Consider the following 21,092-nt stretch of genomic DNA (forward strand, 5'->3'; position numbering starts at 1 on the left):
CTTATCCCTCTACAGTTTTACCAAGGTAGGGCTGTCTCATAGTTAATTGGACCCTTATTTCTTTTTTTTCAGTAGAAAAACTTAATGCGATAATCCTTGCTCTAACAATATCTCCTCTTTCAATGATTCTATTACTGTTTTTCAGAATAAATGCTTCCCTGCTGCTATCATATTCAACGTATTCGTCAGAAATTTGCGATTTATGCACAAATCCATCTATTGGACCGATCCTAATGAATAATCCATAATCTTTAACGTCTGTTACAAAGCCCTCTACTACTTCATGCATTAAAGGCTTCATAGAAATTATTGACGCTTCTACATTATGATAAGATGCTCCATCTCCATGCACAATTTTTCCAAATGGATCTACCTTTGCCTTTTCGACACCAATAATAATTCCAAGCTCATCGTCATAGTATCCCGAGTAATATTGATTCAGTATTTCTGATGCGACTTTGTCCAAATCTTCATTCATCCTTTCCGGCGGAATCCTTAGTATATCCTTTACCCTAGAACGTAAAAACATATACTCATTACCTCATTGCTACAAATATTGAAAAGTTGTTTTATATTATTGATATAAAGCTTTTATAAGTATTATGTTAAATTATAGCCAGAATTCGAAATCTGTTTCAAGGGAGTTTTCACTTTCTCTGTAGTAAATACTTTTTATCCCGATCTGTCTCAATTTTCTCCTCAATTCTCTGTCATTTGTAGCAACAATTACAATGCCCTTTTCGGTTAAGTTCAAAGCAATTTCTAAAATGTCTTTATCAGCAGAAAAATAATTAGACTTTTGAAGTTCACATTTTTCCTTAATCAAGCCAATTCGTTTTTTTATTTCATTATCATTTTTTCTGTTTTTCCTCTCCAATTTTTCTAATTCATTTAAAACGCTTTCTAAGCAAATGAATTCCGGTTTATAATTAATCAAAGAAGAGATCTCTTCGAAAACATCAAACTTTCTTAGATGCATAAACAAGAAATTTGTGTCAAGCACTACATATATGTTTTTTATAACTTCAAGATCCCCCATCCTGCCAATCTCCACTTCCCATTAATCTCTCTGCTGAACACAGCCCTGCTACCGCTTATGCCAACAATGGGCTTTGAAAGCGAAATTTCTATTACATTGCTTGATACTCTCTCAACTACTCCTTTAGTTAGAGCAGTCCCTATCGTAATCATTAGTCTTTCTTTTGCCTGAATAGGTCTTGCTGTGATGAATTCTTTTGCACCTACAACTCTTTCGAGCAAATGATATTCCATTTCAATATGGTCTATTATAGGAAGTTTATTATTAGGAATTGTAAGAACGTTTCCAATAAGTTGATCTCTTTTAGTAATAGATGGATCTAGCTTTGTCCCTACAGCGAGCAATCCGCCTGGAAGGGCTTTTTCAACCTCAATTTCACCGAACCTTAAACTAGTAACTTCAGTATATATAGCCTGATATTCTTCTCTTCCGCCCGATTTTTTAACTTTCATGCCTGGCAGAATTACTATTTCATCGCCGATTTTAAGCTCTCCTTGCGAAAGTGTGCCTCCAACCACACCACCAGCAAGTTTTTCAGGAGGTGTACCAGGCTTATTTACATCAAAGCTTCTAACAATGTGCATTAAAGGAGGCTTAGTCAGATCTCTTTCCGGAGTAGGTATGTACTTTTGTATTGCAGCCATAAGAACATCAATATTAGCCCCTTTTAGAGCGCTAATAGGTATAATAGGAGCATTTTCTGCCCATGTGCCTTCTATGAGACGTTTAATTTCATTGTAACTTTCTCTAGCTCTTTCCCTGCTTACTACGTCAACTTTGTTCTGAACTATAATGAGATTTTTTATTCCGATTATTTCAAGAGCCTTAAAATGCTCAAAAGTTTGCGGTTGAGGACACTTTTCATTGGCTGCTATCACTAAAAGTGCTCCATCCATTATAGCAGCACCAGAAAGCATGGTAGTCATAAGTATTTCATGTCCTGGCGCGTCAACATAAGATATTCTTCTTAAAAGCTCAGGCTCCGATCCTGAGGGACATTCCTTGCATTCTGGTAAGGGCTGGTACTCTTCTGGAAATGGACAGTTAGAACACCTATATATACCCCCATCTGCATATCCAAGCTTTATTGTCATTCCTCTCTTTAACTCTTCACTATGTTTTGAAGTCCAGATACCAGTGAGAGAATAAACTAAAGTAGTCTTTCCATGGTCTACATGACCTGCAGTCCCAATATTTACTTCAGGTTGTTCCTTTTTTTCATAAGCCAAAATACATCACTTTAACGATATAATTTATTGCACTAAAATAGTATTTATTTGAACAAAGCTTTCATCTATTGTATTTCCTCTGACCATTTTTCTTCTTTTTTCACCATTTCTTTCAGGATGATAACCAGGAGGCCCTGAAAGTAGCAACTTTTTCTTAACTGCACCAGGAAGATCCTTTCTCATGGGAAAACCGCTGTTATCCGAGCCCCCTTTCACTACTAGTTTACCTTTTAGATCTATAATTACAGCGTCTATTTCGTCACCTATCTTCATTCCTACAAATCTTCTGCTCGTTGAATCATCTAGAGTTAGCTGAAATGCTTTTGACTTCATAGCTATAGCTTCCGCCTGAAGTTCTCCGATTTTTTCTCCTAAAAGGTCTGAAGATATCTTTACTGTATTTTCATCTAAACCGTCTTCAATAGTAGTCTTAAAGTGCATTTTAATTACTTTTCCGCCTTCCTGCGAGAACTTTAACATGAGAACGGCATCATTTACGTTAAGCTTATCAGCCAATGCGCGTGAAACAATAGCAATGGGAAGTTTTCTTCCTTCTTTTTGCTCCTTGCTCAGCTGAATTTTTTCATCTCCAACTACTTTCACTTTGATTGATTGATTATTGTGCTTTGGAACTGATACTACTAATTTAAATTCGGGCATTACTTCATTTACCTCCGCATCCAGCTCTTTTTTCATTGCCGGATTTGCAGATTATTTAAATGCGTTTAAATTTATTATTATTAAAAGGATAATTAAATTTTAATTATACCTTTTTTGAAAGCATAATAATTAAATTCTCTATTTCAACAAAAGAAATTGAGTTTCTTTTACTCTATTGCAAATGTTTATAAGCTTTTTGCTCAGAGATAATTTTGAATTAGACATTTATCCAATCAACAATATAAGATAATGACTCGTCTTTAAAAACAAATAACAATTACATTTTTGGTGATTAAATTGAGCGGTACTTCTAGAATCGAAGAGCAAAAACTGAGGCAACCTATTGTCGTTGTAATGGGTCACGTAGATCATGGAAAAACAACGTTACTTGATAAAATTAGAGGGACAAGTGTCGCTAAAAGAGAGCCTGGAGAGATAACGCAACATGTTGGTGCAAGCGTAGTTCCCTCGAGAGTTATAGAGCAATTAGCTGAACCTCTTAAAAAAATAATACCTGTTAAGCTAAAAATTCCAGGGCTGTTGTTTATAGATACACCTGGACATGAGCTTTTCATGAATATGAGAAGAATAGGCGGAGCGATCTCAGATTTTTCTATATTGGTCGTTGACATAATAGAAGGTTTCAAAGAGCAAACTGTAGAATCATTGCAACTTCTAAGGGCGAGAAAGGTTCCATTTTTGGTCGCTGCAAATAAAATTGATAAAATTCCGGGTTGGAAGCCTTATCCAAATGAAGCTTTTATAAATTCATATGCTAAGCAGTCACAAAGAACTAAGGAACTTTTGGATGAGAGGATATATCATCTAATGGGAGAGCTTGGTAGATACGGATTTAACAGTGATAGGTTTGATAGAATAAAAGATTTTACACGAACCGTGAGCATCGTTCCCGTCTCCGCAAAAACAGGTGAGGGAATACCAGAATTGCTTGCAATGCTTGCAGGGTTGTCTCAGCAGTACTTGAAGGATAGGCTGATATTTACTTCAGGAAATGCCAAAGGAGTAGTGCTTGAAGTTAAGGAGATGCCAGGACTGGGGAATACTATTGATGTAATAATATATGATGGAATTTTAAGAAAAGGAGATACAATAGTTCTTGGAAGCGCCGAAGGACCGATCGTTACAAAGGTTAGAAATCTCCTTATGCCTAAGCCATTGCAAGAAATCAGATCGCCAGAAGACAAGTTTTTGAGTGTAGATGAAGTTGTAGCAGCTGTTGGGGTAAAAATTGTTGCTCCGGACTTAGACAATGCAGTCGCAGGAACTCAGCTATATGTTGCAAATACACCTGAAGAAATAGAAGATGCTAAAAATAAAATACTAGAAGAGCTAAGTAAGATAAAGATAAAAACAGATAAAAGCGGGGTAGTAGCTAAAGCTGATACTTTGGGGACTTTAGATGCACTTGTTGAAGCTTTGAAAAGAAATAACATTCCAGTTAGAATAGCTGATATAGGAAATATAACAAAAAGGGATGTTGTTGAGGCATCAATTTCCAAGCAAGATGATGAAACTTTAGGCGTAATTTTGGGGTTTAATGTTAAAGTAATGCCTGATGCTAAAGAAGAAGCCGAAAAGTTAAATGTGAAAATAATGCTAAACAATATAATTTATAAGCTTCTTGAAGACTATTTCAATTGGAAAGAGGAAGTAAAGAGATTAGAAAAAATAAAAGAAATGGAAAACTTAGTTTGGCCTGCAAAATTTAGAATAATCCCAGGATTTGTTTTCAGAAGGAGCGATCCTGTTATTGTTGGAATCGAAGTTTTGGGAGGTATACTCAAACCTGGGAGCCCATTAATGGACGAGGCAGGTAGAAAGCTTGGTATACTTCAGCAAATTCAAGACAAAGGACAAAGTCTTAAAGAAGCAAAGCCAGGCATGCAAGTCGCAATTTCAGTCAAAGGCAACATAATGGTTGGAAGGCAAATAAACGAAGGCGATATTATTTATACAGACGTTCCCGATCTGCATGCGAGGACATTTTTAACTAAATTCAAAGGCGATATAAGTGATGATGTTAAAATGGTATTAGATGAGATAATTAAAATAAAAAGAAAAAGCGATCCATTATATGCTTTTGTATGATTTTGTTCTATGAATTCCATAACAAATAATATTTAGCATTCAAAATTCTAATATCATGTTTTCTAGCAGTTATAGTTCCCCGCATTTGTTCAAGCTTAAATTTTTTGCTTACGAGGCAAAAAGAATAAACAGAAATCACTCTTGAGCTTTCTATGAGATTTACTGCTTTAGGTTCTAGGATAACTTTTATGCAAAAATTAGAAGTCATTAAAGGAAACTTCATTACTTGGCAAAGCTTATTGCTAAGCTTTTACAAGAATAAATCCTTAAAAATATTTAAACAAAAAGGCGTGACTTTAAATTTCGTAAAATCAGGATTAATAACTATTAGTAATATAACTCAGTATTTCAGAAGTTCTGATTCAAGAAAGAATATTTTATGCTCTCTTTCATAGCTTTCTTTTGAATCAGATGCATGAATGACATTCTCTTGAATGTCGAGTGCAAAATCTCCCCTAATAGTCCCAGGCAATGCCTTTCTTCCGTCTGTAGATCCTATTAAAGTTCTTACAACTTCAACTGCTGAATCGCCTTCAAGCACCATTACCACTACAGGTCCTCTGGTTGCAAAATTAACTAAATCGTTGTAAAATGGCTTATCCTTATGAGGAATATATAATTCTTTTGCCTGCTCTTTGGTCATTTTTATAAGCTTCATGGCAACTATTTTTAAGTTCTTTCTTTCGAACCTCGATATTATTTCTCCGATAAGTTTCCTTTCTACAGCATCTGGCTTTATCATAACAAATGTTCTTTCAATTGCCATGTAAATCACCTTTTTGCTACTTTTGTCCACTTTAGTTTTGTTGCTTTTCTATTAAGCACTAGCATATTTTTATAGCATTTTCTGCTGCAAAACCACATAACACTTCCATCAACTTTTATGTACATCAGACCAGTTCCTGGTAATATTTCATTACCGCAAAAAGCACACTTAACAAGCCTTGCCATTTTTGATCGACCTTCTTTCTGTTGGTTTATACAACAAGACTTTTAACTTTTTATGTTTAATAAGCTTTATTATTGTCAAATTTTAAATTATTTTTAACAATCAAAGGTAGAGGGAAAATAAAATGAGCTTAAAGGAAGAAAGATCTGCGATAATTGAAGAGTTTGGTTATCCTGCAGAGGTTATTCAGATAATAGGAAGAACAGGTGTTACTGGAGAAATCATTCAAGTCAGAGTTAGAGTTCTTGAAGGAAGAGATAAAGGAAGGGTTCTTACGAGAAACGTAAAGGGTCCTGTGAGAATAGGTGATATTCTGATACTCAGAGAGACAGAAAGAGAAGCTAGAAGGTTGTCAAGTAGGTAAAAAAACAAAGAAAAATTTTTATGCAGACTTACTTCTTAGTTCAGAGATTTTGCTGATTAAAGAGTTTAACCCTTCTTTAGCATCTCCAGGATCGATTATAGCTACCGCTGCAGCCTGGACATCTATTCCTACAGATTCTCCTAATTTCTTTTTGCTAGGTACATACGTATATGGTATTTTTTTCTCATCACATAAAAGCGGCAGGTGAGCTACCACTTCTGGAGGATCCACGTCTTCAGCAATAACGACAAGTTTTGCTACTCCTCTTTCTACTGCTTTAGTTGTTTCGTTTGTACCTTTCTTGATTTTACCAGACTGTTTTACCTTTTCTAAAAGTTTATAGGTTTCATCTGCAATTTCTGGAGGTACATTAAATGTTACATAAAATTGTTTTGACATGGTCTTTCATTCTCCTTCTCATATATTTTCGAAGGGATCTTTCATCCCTTTAGTTTCTTTTATGATAAACAGGTTTTAAGCTTTTCTATTTATTCGCGATTTTCTGCTCTAATATTTTATGCTTGAAACTTCTATTGTAGTCATTTTATAAATGATGAAATATACATAGAATTGTGCAAGCTTTTTTGTTATGTTATTTTTAAAAGTCAAACAATATATTATTCATGAGAAAATACTAACTCGACTGATGGAGATACCCTTTTAACCCTTGCAAATCCTACTCTGATTAGCTGTATAGTTTTTCCACTAAGACTTTCTAAGATTTCAACTTTCTCAATATCACCATACTTAACTTTAAGCTCTTCTTTTGATGGAATAAGGAGAGAAGCTATTGTCGAGTTCTTTTTCTTGACCCATTGTATAATACTGAGTTTTTCTTTTCTAGCAATATCAACGCTCTTAGATTTGAACACAAGTCTTTCGCCTGAAATTTCAAAATTCGCCAACTCCATTAGCCTTAATGACTTCGTTCCACTATTGTTAATGCTCTCATAATCATCTCTTGAAATACTAATTATATCTCCATTGCAAACCTCATATTCTCTGGATCCTAAAGACTTATTATCTGGGTGGTATGATATGGTCGTCCTTAAACATCCTTCTTTTAGGTTATCGATTTTCAAGTATACTGGTTCTATAACGAACATGATCCTATAAGCTATAGGATCAATTATCTTTCTGTTTTCAGAAGCTAGATTTACATAGCTAATACTCGCATCAGAACTTTTAGCACCGACAGTTAGTATAAGATTTCTAATGGCTTCAGGTAATATCCCTCTTTCTCTAAGCCCCATTATTGTTCCAAATCTTGGATCGTCCGGTCCGGAATACAAACCTCTGGATTCTTTTAGTATTCTCTTTATCTGTGATTTGCTCATTATAAAATCTTCAAGCTTCAATCTTCCTAAATGTATAGTTTCGGGCTGCTTCCACCCCATATACTGATAGAGATGGCTTTGTTTAATAGTGTTTTGCTTATGTTCCTTACCTCTTATTACGTGCGTGACACCCATTAAGTGATCATCTACGCCGGCAGCGAAATTATAAGTTGGCCAAACTATGTATTTAGAGCCTACTATAGGATGTGGGGTCTTTTCTGTATCTATAATCCTAAAAGCAACCCAATCAATTAAACTTTTATCCGTATATTTTAAGTCTGTTTTTACTCTTAGTACAGCTTCTCCTTCTTTGTAGTAACCTGAAAGCATTTTTTCAAAAAGCTCTAGGTTATCTTCTGGAGATTTATTCCTATTTGGATGAACCTGACCTGCCGATACGATTTCTTCGTATTCCTGTTTTGTTGAGTCATCAACGTAAGCCCCTCCTTTCAATATAAGCTCTTTCGCTATTTGATAGTAGATTGGAATTCTCAAACTTTGAATATACTCTTCATCCCATCTGATGCCTAGCCACTTTAGATCTTCCCTAATTAATGAATATGCTTCTATCATTGGAGTTTTTGTTCGAGGATCTGTATCTTCAAATCGCAAAATCATTTTACCTTTATACATCCTGGCATATTCATGACTGAGAATTGCAGGCCTAGCGTTACCCAGATGTATAACGAAATCTGGATTTGGGGCAAATCTTGTGATAATTTTTTCATATAATTCGGCATTGGGAAGAGGAGGAAGAACTTTTTCTTCTTTCTTCTTCTCTTCCGTCAATGAAACTTCTGGAAATTCTTTTTCCAAAATCTTTTTTTGTTCATCAATGCTTTTTGAGTTGATTTCCTCGACTTTTTTCTTTACACTTTCTATAATTTCCTTGATACTGCTTTTCAGCTCTGGTTTTTCCGCAACAATTTTTGATACAACTGCGCCTACTTCAGCCTTACCATTGTGCTTTATGGCATTTATCAGTACATGTTTTTGTATTAGCTTATCTATTTCTTCGTCCATCTTGTTTTTACCTCGTTTTAAATGTTTTTAAAGAAAAGAGAATATTATATTTTTCAAAGAATTTTTCAAACATAAAGGAAAGGTTTTGTTCGTGCTTTTGACTAAAAATAAATTTACTCAAAAAATCTAAAGCTTTAAAAAAGCTAAAAATTATGCTCTATTTTAAAATAAATACAATTCTTTCAGGCTTATATGTAGGATCCTGTTCCACCAATATTATCTGTCCTTCAAATGGAATTTTAATCCTTCTTAATATCCCTTTCTTTGATTTGGAAACAGCTATCTCATCCCATTTCTTCACGCTATCTCCAGGTTTTTTTCTAGTGTTTATTTGCGATGCTTCTATTATGAAATATTTTAGTTCTTCGTTTCTTTCAATAAGAAACGAGTTTTTTGGAGTTTTTATTATAAAATTTCCCTTAGAAACGCAAATGTTCCTCTCTCCAAAAGAAATATTATTAAATATAATCTCTTCACATGCGATCCTATCAAGGCTTATGTCCAGCTTACTTTCAATATTTTCATTGCTCTTTAGATAATTTTTTACTGAAGGAATCTTTTTATCGTCTTCTAATCTGTAGCAAATATTTACCATTTATTTTTTTCTCCTCACAACGAGATCTGCAATATCTTTTAACAAGCTAATATATTCTTTATTCGTACTACCTTTTATCTCATCTAAATGGCTTTTTGCTTCCTCAGCTAAGTTTCTCGCCTTGATATTTGCATATTCTAACACTCCGAGTTCTTCAATAATTCTTGCAGCAACAGCATATTCTTCTTTTCCTAATCCCTTTTTCCCTAGTATACTGATTAGTTTGTTTCTTTCTTCTTTATTGGATAAGGCAAGAGCTCTTATTATAAGCAAAGTCTTTTTCCCTTCTCTTATATCACTGTAGACTGGCTTTCCCGTTTCTTCTTCTTTTCCAAATATTCCAAGAATATCATCAACAATCTGAAAGGCAATGCCAATTTTTCTTCCAAATTCTGATATATGCATCAAATCCTTTTCGTCTGCTCCTCCAATTGTTGCCCCAATATATGCAGAGCTTTCAATTAATGCGGCTGTCTTTTTTTCTATCATATTCATATATTCTTCCTCACTTACACTTTCTTTTTTCTCAAAGCTCATATCTAGCGCCTGACCTTCTGCTACCGTAAGCGAAGCCCATGCAAGCTTCTTTGAAGCTTTTATGCATCTATCTTTTATCTCAAAGTCATCACAGGAATGTAAAGGAAGATATAAAGAGTATGAAAATAGAAGATCTCCAGCCAAAATAGCTGTAGGAATCCCCCAGAGCTTATGAACAGTTGGAACGCCTCTTCTATAATCGTCGTTATCCATAATATCATCGTGAATTAAGGTAAAGTTGTGAAGCAATTCGACGCCTGCAGCAAACGGCAAGAGGTATTTTTCACTACCTCCAAATGCATATCCAGAGGCAAAAACTAGTGCAGGTCTCAACCTTTTTCCTCCTGCTTTTAATATGTAAAGAGATGATTCGTAAAAATCTGGAGGCTCTCCGACAAGCTTCTCTTTTATGTAGCTATCTATATTAATTGAAACACTTTTTAGAAAGTCATTCAAGCTAATCATAAGTATAACACCTTTTTATTTTTTCATTTTTTACGAAAATTTTTTAATTTTTCTATTTTCTAAAAATTTTATTGGATCTATACCCCTTTGGCTCAGCCAATTTGTAATTTTTTCATCAAAAACTATAGGCACATTTTTTAGCTCTTCGACATCTTTAGCCGAAGTTAATAGCATAGCTATTTTAAGTTCCATTATAATGTTTCGAACGTATCTATCTAAGCATTCTTTAGACCTTGCAGCTTCTTTTAAAGCAGGTAACGCAAAGCCTGCAATATCAGCTCCTATAGCTATTGACTTCGCAACTTCAACTCCATTCCTTATTCCCCCGCTCGCAATTATCTTTATTTCACTCGAAACACTTCTCGTTTCAATTATAGATAATGCCGTTGGTATTCCCCAATTGTAAAATTCATAGATGCCGGGCAGATCCACTTTTTCACCTCTCAGCTTTCGTCTTAAAATTTCTACCTTTATCCAGCTAGTCCCCCCGGCACCAGCTACATCTATATATTTAACACCTGCTTTTACGAGCGCTGATGCAACTTCTTTTGATATTCCATATCCAATTTCTTTTACTATAATGGGAACTGACAGTTCGTTTCTTAATATTTCAATATTTTTTAGTATATTTCTGAAATCTCTATCTCCTTCCAATTGAAAAAGCTCCTGTGCTACATTTAAATGTATAGCTATAGCATCAGCATCAATCATCTTGATAGCTTTTTCGGCAATTTCTACAGGCTTATCGCCGAGTTGTTGCGCTCCTAAGTTTGCTATAACCGGCACGCTAATCGCTTCTTCTCTTACAACCCTGTATGTCCAGGAAACTGAAGGATCTACTAATGCCGCTCGTTGACTCCCCACTTCAATTGCTATCTTATTCTCTTCTGCTACTTTTGCCAAAACTCTATTAATATCACCTGCATATACATGTCCTCCCGTGATGCCGGTAAACATCAATGGAGCAGAAAGCTTTTTCCCTAAGAACTCAACAGTGGTATTAATAGAATCAAAGGAAAGTTCGGGAAGAGCTTGATGTATTAATTGAATATTCTTAAGTAAAGTGTCGCTAGTTTCAATTTTTTTACTTAAGGCTATTATAATGTGATCCAGCTTTCTATTTGCAATATTCATAAATGTTCTCACTCGCTAATGACATTAAAGAAAATTCGTAGTCATGCTTTAAAAATTTATGGAATTATTTTTGTTCCATTGACAGTCTTGCCAGAAATTAGATTATATATATTTCCCTCTATAAGTCCGTTTGATATCCATACTTCTTTTATCGACGAGCTAGTTGAAAGATATTGATATGTTTTTTTCAGCTTTCCTAGCAAGCCGCTTGTCACATCGACTACGTTATTGTATATAGAGGCTTTTTTAATAACACTGTCAATTTCATTCAAACGAATTTCCTTTAAAATAGTCTCTGGATGACCTAATTCTAAAAAGACACCATCTACATCTGTAAAAAATATAATTCTTTCGGCATTGATGTAGCTTCCTATCATTAGAGCCAAATCATCCCCAGAAATTATAGCTGGATCACAAAAGTTATCCCCGTAGACAATATCGCCAAATAGGATAGGAACGCTTCCTTTTTCAATTGCAGTTTTGACGATCTTCAGATCACATGAAAATCTTTCTCCAATATTACATAAGTTCACGCATAAAGAATGTGGAGGGAAAGATACTGCCTTTATTCTATTTGAAACCAATATTGAGGTCATCATATAATTGAGCTCTTGCATAGAAAAAGCTATCGGAGAGATAGTCTCATTTGATATTCTTCCATATATATCTATGGCTCTTTTTGCCTCTACGTGACCGAATGATCCTCCTCCATGTATTACGACCAAATCGATCTTTTCATCAATTGCACGCTTTATCTCTTTTGCAATGCGGATGACAACCTCTTTTCTAAACGAGTATGGTTTTGATTTATCTGTTATCAAGCTTCCTCCAAGCTTTATAACGACTTTCAAACAGATCATTCCTCAGCGTTTTTTATTTCTACCGATAAAAGCTCATTTTTATAAGACGGGACTATGAGGTTCTCCTTTTCCGGCAAAACATCATATATGGCATAATAAAGGGAATTTAACCCTCTTATTGATTGCTCAAATTTTTCCTTATTTTTTTCCACAATTCCATTGACATTAAGGATAAGAAGATAAGAATTAAGCTTGGAATACATATCAAGAAGACCGCTATCGATTTCTTTCTCAACGCTTATGCTTCCTTTTTCCTTTATGCCATTACATCTCACTTTCAAATCTTCCAGAAATATTTCTCCATCGGTATCAGAATATATCAAGGATTTTTCTCTCACTGTAGCTCTAATGAGAGATTGCAGAATTTCTTCTGGAAAAATTCCAACACTGTTCATAACTCCGTTTAAAATTTCTATTTTTTCGTCATTTGAAAATTTTTCTTCATAGTATTCTTCTAGGGAAAGTATGACACCTTTTAATATTAATGCGACAGCGGATGGAAGATTAGAACAATTTCCAATTCCTCTCGCTTCAATATCAACTTTCAATGGTAAAGGAGATCCCTTCTTTATCAAATATGATACATGTTCCATACTCGCTTTTGCGATTCTTTCATCGAGTCCTCTTATTTCTATACTAAATTCGCTTGATTGCTTTATTTTATAGCTAATTTCTAAATAACTATCGGTTAGATAAGCAAGAAATGGTGTGTTCCTTTTCGGTATTAAAACTCCTAAAGTAAGTGGTATTTTTGAGAGAATTTCCATCTCAAGCCAACTCTTTTTAAAAATATGCTGAAATTCAAATAGGGAATTTTGCCGAAAGATATCCCACAACTGCGTCTTTATCTCCAGTCAAGTCACCTGAAGTCGCATATTTAAGAATTTCCGGTTCCCTTCCGTTTTTCATTTTTGATATCGTCATTAATATCATCACTCCTCCAGGTCCACACATCGAAACGTTCTCGGTCTCTAAGTAGTTATAAAACAAATTAATGTCTCTTTTTTTAATCATCTCAAATGCTTTTAGATCTTTCCTCTTTGCGACATCATAAGGCTCATAATGGCTCATATCGCTACTTGCAATGATGGTAAAATCTCTACCTAGATGTTCGGTTGCATCTAATAATTCTTCCGCAATCTTTTCAACAACCTTTGGAGTCTGCCTCATTAATACAATTGGTAGTATTTGAAAATCCTTTTGAAATATGTATTGCAGAAATGGTAGCTGAACTTCGATGCTATGTTCATATAAATGAGCATTGTAATCTGGAACTAAAACTTTTGATTTTGTAATAAGATAATCTCTTAATTCTATATCAACATTGATAAGCCCTAATGGTGTTCTCCACTGTTTCCATGGAGCAAGAGATACTTGTGCACCTAAGCCGGTATGATTTGGTCCGATTATTATAAATGTGTCCGGCTTTTTTTCTAGAGAAATATTATAATATGTATGTGCGGCTACCGGTCCAGAATAAATGTAACCTGCATGAGGAGCTATATATCCAAAATTGTTTTTTGTTATTGAGTTTGAAAAAATTGCTTCTTTCCCAGGGCCAATAGGGTGAAGAAAAGCCCACCTGATCTGTTCTAATAATTTTTCTTTTCTTAATTCATAAAATTCTCCGGCTACGACTGGATCTCTTACAAGATCACCGCTCAAGCTTTTCCACCGACTCTAGCTTCAAAGGCATCTGGAGGTTCTTGCAAATCAGCATTCTGTAACAATAGCCCTTTTTCTCTCAATATCTGCCTTGTCAAAATCCAATATAGCAAAGCTAAGCTTTTTCTTCCTTTATTGTTTGCAGGAATTATAAGATCAATATTATCTATCCTGTTATCTGTATCTGTAAACGAAATTATCGGAATGCCAATTTTTGATGCCTCATTTATTATTTGCTGATCTGCTCTTGGATCAGTAACAACAACTATATCTGGTTCTATATACCATTCAAGGTGAGGATTTGTAAGGATACCTGGTATGACTCTTCCTGCTATATATTTAGAGCCCACGTATTGAGAGAACTTCTTCACAGGATTGTGTCCGTATTGCCTGACACTTACGACCAAAATCTTTTGAGGTTCATATCTTGCGAGCATTTTTGAAGCTATTCTAAGTCTTTCATCAATTTTTCTAACATCGAGAACATAGAGTCCATCAGGTCTAATTCTATATACAAATTCCTTCATGTTTTTATTGCAAACGTAAGTTCCAATGTGAACTCCCGCAGCTAAATATTGTTCAATTGGAACAAGCAATTCAAAAGCCTTCTCATGAATTTCACTAACCATCTTAGATTCTTCATTACTCAAATTTTTCACCTCATAGGTTTGAACTTGATTACCTGTTCAATCAAATCTACATGAGAAATGAGAGTTCTCCTGCAACAATACCTGTCAATTCCTAGATCATCAAGCACTTTCTCAGGGTCCTCGCCTTTGCTCACTCTTTCTTTAAAAGGCTCCCAATATTGCCCTAAAGGCTTTCCGCATGTATAGCATCTTACAGGTATAATCATGGTTATCTCACCTATATGATTTTTGCCATCTCCTTCTTGCACTGTATCTCATGTATTTCTCCGGCTCTGTTCTCCTGGGATCTCCAGCAAGAAGAACTCTATCATATTCTTGGAAAATTGTCTTCAATCTTTCACTTTCAAAGTATTTTACTAATCCTCTAGCAATCGCAGTCCTAGTAGCGTCAGCTTGAGCCATAAATCCTCCTCCATTTACAGAAGCAATGATATCTACCTGTTCTCTATGGTCTTTTCCAAGAAGCTTAAGGACTTCAACTATCTTGTTTCTAAAAAGCTCTACTGGATGTAGTTCTATAGGCATTTCATTTACAAGTACTCTTCCTTTTCCTGGCTTTATTACAACTTTAGCTATTGCACTTTTCCTTTTTCCAACAGATAAGACCACCTTCAAGCGATAACACCTCTCCACCCTAATGCTTCTGATAATTCCCCTACAGATATGTATCTTCCCTTACTAAGATCAGCAACTACATCTTCAAATTTTATCATTTCTTTTCCATGAAATTCTTTTGGAATACCAATATAAACTTTCAAGTTAGATAGGGCTTCTTTTCCTTTAGGCTTTCTAGGAAGCATTCCTCTAACAGCTCTTTTTACAATATTTCTTGGAGATTGCGGCCTTCTTGGACCCTGTTTGTCTGGATTTCTAAGGGTCCTCACGCTCCACAATTTTTTATAACCTTCAATAACCATATTTCTTTCTCCGCTTATCATTGCCTTCTCAGCATTGACAACGACAACTCTTTTCCCAGTAAGAAGCATTTTAGCTATTTTTGAAGCCATCCTTCCGAGTATCAAATTTTCAGCGTTGACTATTACAATTTCTTTTTCGCTCAAAATAATTCACACCTCTATTTAAACTATTATTCTTTTTGGAAGAGAATCTATTTTGTCTTTCAATTCTTTATTTCTCAATAAGTCGTCTAATAAGTAAATCTCCGCTCCGCTTTTTTTGAGCTTCTCATATGCTTTCATAGAATATGACTCGGCGATTATTACTATTTTTTTAGTTAATTTGCCTGAGCCTAGAACTTTTCCGGGTACTACTACTACTTCTCCCTCATTAGCATTCCGATTAATTTTTGATATATTCGCTTCAACCATCTTTCTCCTCGGTGCTGAAAGCTCCTCACTTATTCTTTCCCATATATTAGCTTGCTCATCCTTTGACAATTTCTTCAAACCTTTAATGAGCTTTCTTTTTAGTAAATTTGTAGGACCAGTTCTTGCCATTATTTTAATACCTCCATTTCTTTTATTACTTCTTCAAAAGCTTCTGCTTTTTTATTCAAAATTTCTAAAGCCTTTTCAATTATTAATTTTGTTGAAAGCGAACCCGTTGATTCTACTCTAAGTATTTTCTTATTTTCAAGATAATTAATCTTCATGCATTTCCTACAGACTTTATCCTCGCAAAATCTAAGAAGGCTTGTATTTTTGAAATTTTCGAGCTCGATTTTTCCTTTTTTCATTTCCATCATTTTTTCTGCAAGCTCTTCACTAAATTCACCGATACATTTTAAGCATTCATTAGATTCTTGTTCCTCGCATTGTTCAAATGAAAAAATAATTTCGGGCACAGAAATTAAAGCTGATATAGATACAGGGCTCCATTTTATATGCTCTTTTCCTCTCCCCAATCTAGCCTCAGCTTCAAGAACAATTTTTTGCCCTTTTCCTAAAACCACTATTGGAATATCTTTAAACACTGGATAAATGTCAGGATCTTCTGACTTCAATTCTCCCGTGTATACTACTTTTTTATCTTCATCTTTATTCTCTACTTCTAAGTGAAGAATATCAAAGCAGTTTTCGCAATTTGTACATTCTGCGCATTCCTCAGGCGCCCTATATTTTTCCAGCGCTCTATCACTGTAAAGAGGGATCATCCCTAAACGATGGGCTAAGACTTCGTCATGTAAGACACTGTTATTTTCCAAAATTAGAACGTTGTCTACTGCCATTGTAGGGACTTCTTCAATTATAATTCTTCTCAGAGAAGTGAGCACCTCTTGAGGTGCATCTTCAATATATAGTTCTAAAAAATTTTCTTTAATATTTATCGGTTTGATCTTCATAACCTTGACCCTTTACACTCTTCTACCTCTTCTGCCACCAGGTCTTCTTGTTGTATCATGCGGAATAGGCGTTACGTCCTCTATCCTTCCAATAATAAATCCTGATCTTGCTAAAGCTCTAATAGCTGCTTGTGCACCAGGTCCTGGAGTTTTTGGACCGTGACCTCCTGGAGCTCTTACTTTTATATGTATTGCTGTAATTCCTCTTTCCATAGCTTGTTGAGCCGCCCTCGCGGCACTGATCATTGCAGCATATGGAGATGGCTTCTCTCTATCAGCTTTAACTACCATACCTCCTGAAACTCTAGATGCCGTTTCTGCCCCAGACAAATCTGTGATATGAACTATAGTATTGTTTAAACTGCTGTAAATATGAGCTATACCCCATTTCAATTCTCTACTACTTGAAGACATGCTCTATCACCATTTACTGGCTTGCTTCTAATTCTCTCTTAAAAGGACTACTGCTGATTATATCGATTAAATCTTCCTCGCTTCTCTTTACTAAATATCCAGGACTGGTTACTCTTCTTCCATTTATACCAATATGCCCATGAACTATCATTTGCCTTGCCTGGTAGATTGTTTTTGCTAAGCCTTTTTGATATACAATTGTCTGAAGCCTTCTGTTCAATATATGCTCTGCATTAATAGAAAGTAAGTCATCTAAAACAGCATTTGACTGAACAATTCCCTGAGAGTACAACCTTTTTAATAAGTTCTCTTCTTCCTTTTTCCTTACATCTTCAGGCAAAGCTAATAGCTCTCTGGCCCTATGTCTAATTTTTCTTGCCATTGTTTGGGCTATCCACAACTCCTTTTTATTCCTGAGACCAAACTTACCTAATAATCTCAGCTCATTTTCTAGTCTTGTTTTATCCCAAGGATGACCAGGCCCTTCCCATTTTTTTCTAAGCTTTCTCGGATCGCCCATTTAATACCACCTTATGACTTTTGCTCAGAAGACTGAGGCTTTGCTGCAGTCTTCTTTTTAGACACACCTACAGTGACTCCAAGCCTACCAGTAGTATGAGTCCTCTGACCCCTAACTTTCAATCCTAGCGAATGTCTAATTCCTCTCCAGCTCTTAATTTTCTTTTCCCTCTCTATGTCTTGCTTTACTTTGAAAATAAGCTCTGAACCAATGAGATGAATATCATCTCCAGTTTCATAATCTTTTCTTCTGTTAAGCATCCATTTTGGCAATAAGTTACTTGCGGAAATTTCGCTAATTGCTTTTTCAATCCTGCTTATTTCTTCATCACTCAGAAAACCTGTCCTCTTCTCAGGATCAATATTTAACATTCTCAATAAACATACAGCAGTTGTATATCCTATTCCTTTAATGCCTGCTAATCCGTAAGCAAGCTTTTTTCTTCCATCAAGATCTGTACCAGCTACTCTAACAATATACCGAAATTGTCCTGCTTCTTCGGCCATTTTTTACACCTTTACTTCCATATTACAGCAAAATCCTATTAATTGATAAGATCATGAAACCAACAAGCATATATTTTAATATCTCAAGGGGGTTTTTATTTGTTTCATGCTTTGAAACTTTATTTGTTTTTCGGTATTTATTAGGTTTTTGAAATTATTATTTGTTTATCCGATTGTTATAAATAATGCTATAACGAGTTGGTACATTGTTGAAAAATTGAGACAAGGATAATGAAGAGAGTGAATCTATATTGAAAAAGCTAATATCTAATGTATCACCTCAGGAGATACAGAGCGGAAATGTTTACAAAGTATTAGTTAAACTAGGTACGCCATTAGCTTTAAGCGAGATGGTGCAGGTAGCTTATGATCTTGCAAATCTCTATTGGCTTGGCCGGGTTGGAAAAGATGCTGTAGCGGCACCTTCAGCTTCATGGCCTTTCACATATACTTTTATCGCAGCAATGAATGGACTCCTTGCTTCCGGCACAACTTTAGTTAGCCAGTACAGAGGAGCAAATAATATAAATATGATGAATAAAAGTGTCGCTCAGACTTTTGTTTTGGCAATTATCTCGAGCCTTATAATATCTGTTTCTGGAATATTAACCATTCCATACATTTTATATGCGGCTGGAATACCAAGTGACGTCTATCCTTTGTCAGTAGTTTACTCAAGAATAATGTTCGTCGCTCTAATCTTTATTTCTCTCTGGGAATCGTTCAGAGCTGTCGTCTCTGCTTCAGGCAATACAATTACACCTATGAAGTACAATTTCTTTGGAGTAGGACTCAATATGATATTTGACCCATTTCTAATATTGGGAATAGGTCCTTTCCCTATGCTTGGAGTAGCAGGGGCTGGAATTTCTACATTGATTTCAAGAGCAATAGTAGCATTCATTTCTCTCAACAACATTATTCAAGGAAAAAGCGATGTAAGGTTGATAAAAAGTGAAATGAAAATTGACAAAAATATTTTGAAAATGATGGTAAAAATCGGAACTCCGTTGTCTGTAGCGTGGGTAATGGAGGCGCTGGGTTTTTCCATTTTGACGGCGATAATAAGCATGGAAGGCAGCACAGCATTAGCTGCATGGGGGATTGGGGACAGACCATTGAACTTGCTAAATTTTGCTACGATCGGTTTTATAAATGCAACGGGGATAATGGTAGGACAGAGCCTTGGGGCAAGCAACAGGAAAAGGGCAGAGGAAAGCGCTGAAAAATCATTGATGATAATCTCTTTAATTGGAGTGATTGGTGGGCTTATTTTTGGCGCTTTTGGGAGGCATATCGCTAGCTTTTTCATACAAGACCCTGATGTTATTGAGGCGACAATATATTACTATATATACATGGGTTCAACAATTGTGTTTTTCTATTATATTCAGCTAATGGGCGCAATTGCCCAAGGAAGCGGACATACTAGGTTTGTAATGGTGGTAAGTATTCTCAGAATTTGGATAATCCGAAATGTTTTAGCTTATATTTTTGGACCAGGTCCTTTAAATATGGGCATTCCTGGCATCTGGATAGGAATGAGCTTAAGCAATATCATCTCTGGATTGGTAGCTTTAATCTGGATATTCAAAGCAGATTGGAAAAAAGGAGTGATTAAAAAATAAATCATTTGATTATCTTCTCCTTTATACTATCAATCCACTCAGGCTTTAAGCTTTCATAAAAAGCCTTAAGGAGCTCAACGCTATAATGAATATCGACAAGATCGATGACCTCAACTGGACTATGAATATATCTTGCAGGTATGCTTATAGTCCCAGCTGGAACTCCCTCTTTAGTTAGTTGAATTGCTGAGGAGTCCGTTGTTCCCCCAGTGAGAACTTCTGCCTGATAAGGTATTCCGCGCTCTTTCGCTACAGATATCATTTTTTCGAGAACAGCAGTGTTGGTTATTAGCCCAGAACCGCTTCTTCCATCAATTATTTTTATTGCAGGACCTTTGCCCAATTTAGCAACCTGATCCTGCTCATCCACATCTGGAACGTCATTTGCCGTGGTTACATCTAAGGCTATAGCTACATCTGGAGATATTTGATATGCACTTGTTCTTGCTCCTTTTAATCCAACTTCTTCTTGAACAGTTGCAACAAAATAAAGATCTATGTCATTTGGCTCAACTTCCATAAACGTTTTTAAAGCGACAACCAATCCAGCTCTGTCGTCAAAAGCTTTCCCTGTTACCCTATTACCTATCAAATCGGCGAAATCGTAATCAAGCAACACTCTAGAGCCGTGTTCAATTCCCATGGACAATGCTTCCTGCCTCGATGATGCCCCTACATCTATAAACAGCTTGTTCATCTCAATAACTTTCTTCTCCTCTTCAGGAGTTATTAGATGAGGTGGCTTAACGCCTATAACTCCAGGAATCCAATCGCCTTTATTTGTTCTGACTTTTACCCTAGTCGCGGGAAGTATTCTTTCACTCCACCCTCCTACTGGAGAGAATCTTAGAAATCCGTTATCATCTATGTATTTAACTATTAAGGAAATCTCATCCATATGCGCAGCAATCATCAGTTTTTTCCCGCTTACACCTTTCTTAAGCGATATCACATTTCCCATGCTATCAATCCATATCCTATCAGCATACGGCTTCAAATCTTCAATTAACAGATCTCTTACTTCATCTTCCATACCGCTTGGACCATTTGCCTGAGAATATTTTCTTAAACATTTTTTGTATTCGTCTTTGTTAAAATTCTGCATA

At 35.5% G+C, this 21,092-nt stretch carries 27 protein-coding genes; 3 read left to right on the forward strand and 24 right to left on the reverse strand.

The genetic code is table 11. The features are described 5' to 3' along the window. Window position 1: 1 nt before the first annotated feature. The 4 genes from FFONT_RS02170 to FFONT_RS02185 form a co-directional block, all read right to left on the reverse strand. Complete coding sequence (locus FFONT_RS02170; RefSeq protein WP_148683535.1) at window positions 2–529, reverse strand: DNA-directed RNA polymerase; 528 nt, start codon at window positions 527–529, stop codon at window positions 2–4. A gap of 81 nt (window positions 530–610) precedes the next feature. Beyond that, complete coding sequence (locus tag FFONT_RS02175; protein WP_014557583.1) at window positions 611–1,039, reverse strand: PIN domain-containing protein; 429 nt, start codon at window positions 1,037–1,039, stop codon at window positions 611–613. Next, a complete protein-coding gene (locus FFONT_RS02180; RefSeq protein WP_014557584.1) occupies window positions 1,018–2,268 on the reverse strand; it encodes a translation initiation factor IF-2 subunit gamma in 1,251 nt (416 codons plus the stop codon). The genes FFONT_RS02175 and FFONT_RS02180 overlap by 22 nt, the downstream gene beginning before the upstream one ends. 24 nt (window positions 2,269–2,292) lie before the next feature. Then, on the reverse strand, window positions 2,293–2,928 hold the full coding sequence (locus tag FFONT_RS02185) for a 30S ribosomal protein S6e (RefSeq protein WP_158308292.1): 636 nt from the start codon (window positions 2,926–2,928) through the stop codon (window positions 2,293–2,295). 288 nt (window positions 2,929–3,216) lie between these two features. Between FFONT_RS02185 and infB the strand changes: the two genes are divergently transcribed. Next, window positions 3,217–5,037 carry a translation initiation factor IF-2 gene (gene infB, locus FFONT_RS02190; protein ID WP_014557586.1) on the forward strand — a complete coding sequence of 607 codons (1,821 nt, stop codon included), beginning with the start codon at window positions 3,217–3,219 and terminating at the stop codon, window positions 5,035–5,037. A 340-nt stretch (window positions 5,038–5,377) separates the two neighbouring features. Here the strand turns inward: infB and ndk are convergent, their stop codons facing one another. Both ndk and FFONT_RS02200 read right to left on the reverse strand, forming a co-directional pair. Next, complete coding sequence (ndk, locus tag FFONT_RS02195) at window positions 5,378–5,803, reverse strand: nucleoside-diphosphate kinase (protein WP_014557587.1); 426 nt, start codon at window positions 5,801–5,803, stop codon at window positions 5,378–5,380. Window positions 5,804–5,808: 5 nt separating this feature from the next. Beyond that, window positions 5,809–5,988, reverse strand: a complete 180-nt coding sequence (locus tag FFONT_RS02200) for a 50S ribosomal protein L24e (RefSeq protein WP_014557588.1) — start codon at window positions 5,986–5,988, stop codon at window positions 5,809–5,811. A 122-nt stretch (window positions 5,989–6,110) separates the two neighbouring features. Here FFONT_RS02200 and FFONT_RS02205 point away from each other — a divergent pair, with 122 nt between their 5' ends. Continuing rightward, on the forward strand, window positions 6,111–6,350 hold the full coding sequence (locus FFONT_RS02205) for a 30S ribosomal protein S28e (RefSeq protein ID WP_014557589.1): 240 nt from the start codon (window positions 6,111–6,113) through the stop codon (window positions 6,348–6,350). A gap of 18 nt (window positions 6,351–6,368) precedes the next feature. Here FFONT_RS02205 and rpl7ae read toward each other — a convergent pair whose 3' ends face one another. The 17 genes from rpl7ae to FFONT_RS02290 all read right to left on the reverse strand — a co-directional run bounded on the left by rpl7ae (window position 6,369) and on the right by FFONT_RS02290 (window position 18,358). Then, window positions 6,369–6,749, reverse strand: a complete 381-nt coding sequence (gene rpl7ae / locus FFONT_RS02210; protein ID WP_014557590.1) for a 50S ribosomal protein L7Ae — start codon at window positions 6,747–6,749, stop codon at window positions 6,369–6,371. Between the two features lie 218 nt (window positions 6,750–6,967). Continuing rightward, window positions 6,968–8,710, reverse strand: coding sequence for a glutamate--tRNA ligase (locus FFONT_RS02215; protein WP_014557591.1), 1,743 nt, complete (start codon window positions 8,708–8,710; stop codon window positions 6,968–6,970). A gap of 157 nt (window positions 8,711–8,867) precedes the next feature. Next, window positions 8,868–9,305: a DUF2118 domain-containing protein gene (locus FFONT_RS02220; protein WP_014557592.1), complete on the reverse strand. Its 438-nt coding sequence runs from the start codon at window positions 9,303–9,305 to the stop codon at window positions 8,868–8,870. Continuing rightward, window positions 9,306–10,307, reverse strand: a complete 1,002-nt coding sequence (locus FFONT_RS02225) for a polyprenyl synthetase family protein (RefSeq protein WP_014557593.1) — start codon at window positions 10,305–10,307, stop codon at window positions 9,306–9,308. It lies immediately after the preceding gene. 30 nt (window positions 10,308–10,337) lie between these two features. Further along, complete coding sequence (fni, locus tag FFONT_RS02230; protein WP_014557594.1) at window positions 10,338–11,441, reverse strand: type 2 isopentenyl-diphosphate Delta-isomerase; 1,104 nt, start codon at window positions 11,439–11,441, stop codon at window positions 10,338–10,340. Between the two features lie 56 nt (window positions 11,442–11,497). Continuing rightward, entirely contained in the window at window positions 11,498–12,292 is a 795-nt protein-coding gene (locus FFONT_RS02235; RefSeq protein ID WP_014557595.1) for an isopentenyl phosphate kinase, read from the reverse strand. A 5-nt stretch (window positions 12,293–12,297) separates the two neighbouring features. Beyond that, entirely contained in the window at window positions 12,298–13,068 is a 771-nt protein-coding gene (locus FFONT_RS02240) for a hypothetical protein (protein WP_014557596.1), read from the reverse strand. 34 nt (window positions 13,069–13,102) lie between these two features. Further along, window positions 13,103–13,966 carry an AmmeMemoRadiSam system protein B gene (gene amrB / locus FFONT_RS02245; RefSeq protein ID WP_014557597.1) on the reverse strand — a complete coding sequence of 288 codons (864 nt, stop codon included), beginning with the start codon at window positions 13,964–13,966 and terminating at the stop codon, window positions 13,103–13,105. Then, window positions 13,963–14,595, reverse strand: a complete 633-nt coding sequence (gene rpsB, locus FFONT_RS02250) for a 30S ribosomal protein S2 (protein WP_148683824.1) — start codon at window positions 14,593–14,595, stop codon at window positions 13,963–13,965. Before rpsB ends, amrB begins: the two co-directional genes overlap by 4 nt. A 26-nt stretch (window positions 14,596–14,621) precedes the next feature. Further along, entirely contained in the window at window positions 14,622–14,822 is a 201-nt protein-coding gene (locus FFONT_RS02255) for a DNA-directed RNA polymerase subunit N (RefSeq protein ID WP_014557599.1), read from the reverse strand. 7 nt (window positions 14,823–14,829) lie between these two features. Then, entirely contained in the window at window positions 14,830–15,255 is a 426-nt protein-coding gene (locus FFONT_RS02260; RefSeq protein ID WP_193803747.1) for a 30S ribosomal protein S9, read from the reverse strand. After that, window positions 15,228–15,680, reverse strand: coding sequence for a 50S ribosomal protein L13 (locus tag FFONT_RS02265; RefSeq protein WP_148683540.1), 453 nt, complete (start codon window positions 15,678–15,680; stop codon window positions 15,228–15,230). Before FFONT_RS02265 ends, FFONT_RS02260 begins: the two co-directional genes overlap by 28 nt. Window positions 15,681–15,695: 15 nt before the next feature. After that, window positions 15,696–16,073: a 50S ribosomal protein L18e gene (locus FFONT_RS02270; protein ID WP_014557602.1), complete on the reverse strand. Its 378-nt coding sequence runs from the start codon at window positions 16,071–16,073 to the stop codon at window positions 15,696–15,698. Continuing rightward, the gene (locus FFONT_RS02275; RefSeq protein WP_014557603.1) at window positions 16,073–16,918 is read right to left on the reverse strand and encodes a DNA-directed RNA polymerase subunit D; all 846 of its coding nucleotides are present in this window, start codon (window positions 16,916–16,918) and stop codon (window positions 16,073–16,075) included. The genes FFONT_RS02270 and FFONT_RS02275 overlap by 1 nt, the downstream gene beginning before the upstream one ends. A gap of 12 nt (window positions 16,919–16,930) precedes the next feature. Then, the gene (locus tag FFONT_RS02280; RefSeq protein ID WP_148683541.1) at window positions 16,931–17,332 is read right to left on the reverse strand and encodes a 30S ribosomal protein S11; all 402 of its coding nucleotides are present in this window, start codon (window positions 17,330–17,332) and stop codon (window positions 16,931–16,933) included. Between the two features lie 13 nt (window positions 17,333–17,345). Then, window positions 17,346–17,852 (reverse strand): 30S ribosomal protein S4, encoded by a 507-nt coding sequence (locus FFONT_RS02285; protein ID WP_014557605.1) that lies wholly within the window; start codon window positions 17,850–17,852, stop codon window positions 17,346–17,348. A gap of 11 nt (window positions 17,853–17,863) precedes the next feature. Beyond that, window positions 17,864–18,358: a 30S ribosomal protein S13 gene (locus FFONT_RS02290; protein ID WP_014557606.1), complete on the reverse strand. Its 495-nt coding sequence runs from the start codon at window positions 18,356–18,358 to the stop codon at window positions 17,864–17,866. A 251-nt stretch (window positions 18,359–18,609) separates the two neighbouring features. Here FFONT_RS02290 and FFONT_RS02295 point away from each other — a divergent pair, with 251 nt between their 5' ends. After that, on the forward strand, window positions 18,610–19,986 hold the full coding sequence (locus FFONT_RS02295; RefSeq protein WP_014557607.1) for an MATE family efflux transporter: 1,377 nt from the start codon (window positions 18,610–18,612) through the stop codon (window positions 19,984–19,986). 1 nt (window position 19,987) lies between these two features. On the opposite strand, the gene FFONT_RS02300 is transcribed toward FFONT_RS02295, so the two are convergent. Next, entirely contained in the window at window positions 19,988–21,091 is a 1,104-nt protein-coding gene (locus FFONT_RS02300) for a M42 family metallopeptidase (protein WP_014557608.1), read from the reverse strand. Window position 21,092: the final 1 nt, after the last annotated feature.

Source organism: Fervidicoccus fontis Kam940 (genome assembly GCF_000258425.1).
In the GTDB taxonomy this organism is placed as follows: domain Archaea; phylum Thermoproteota; class Thermoprotei_A; order Sulfolobales; family Fervidicoccaceae; genus Fervidicoccus; species Fervidicoccus fontis.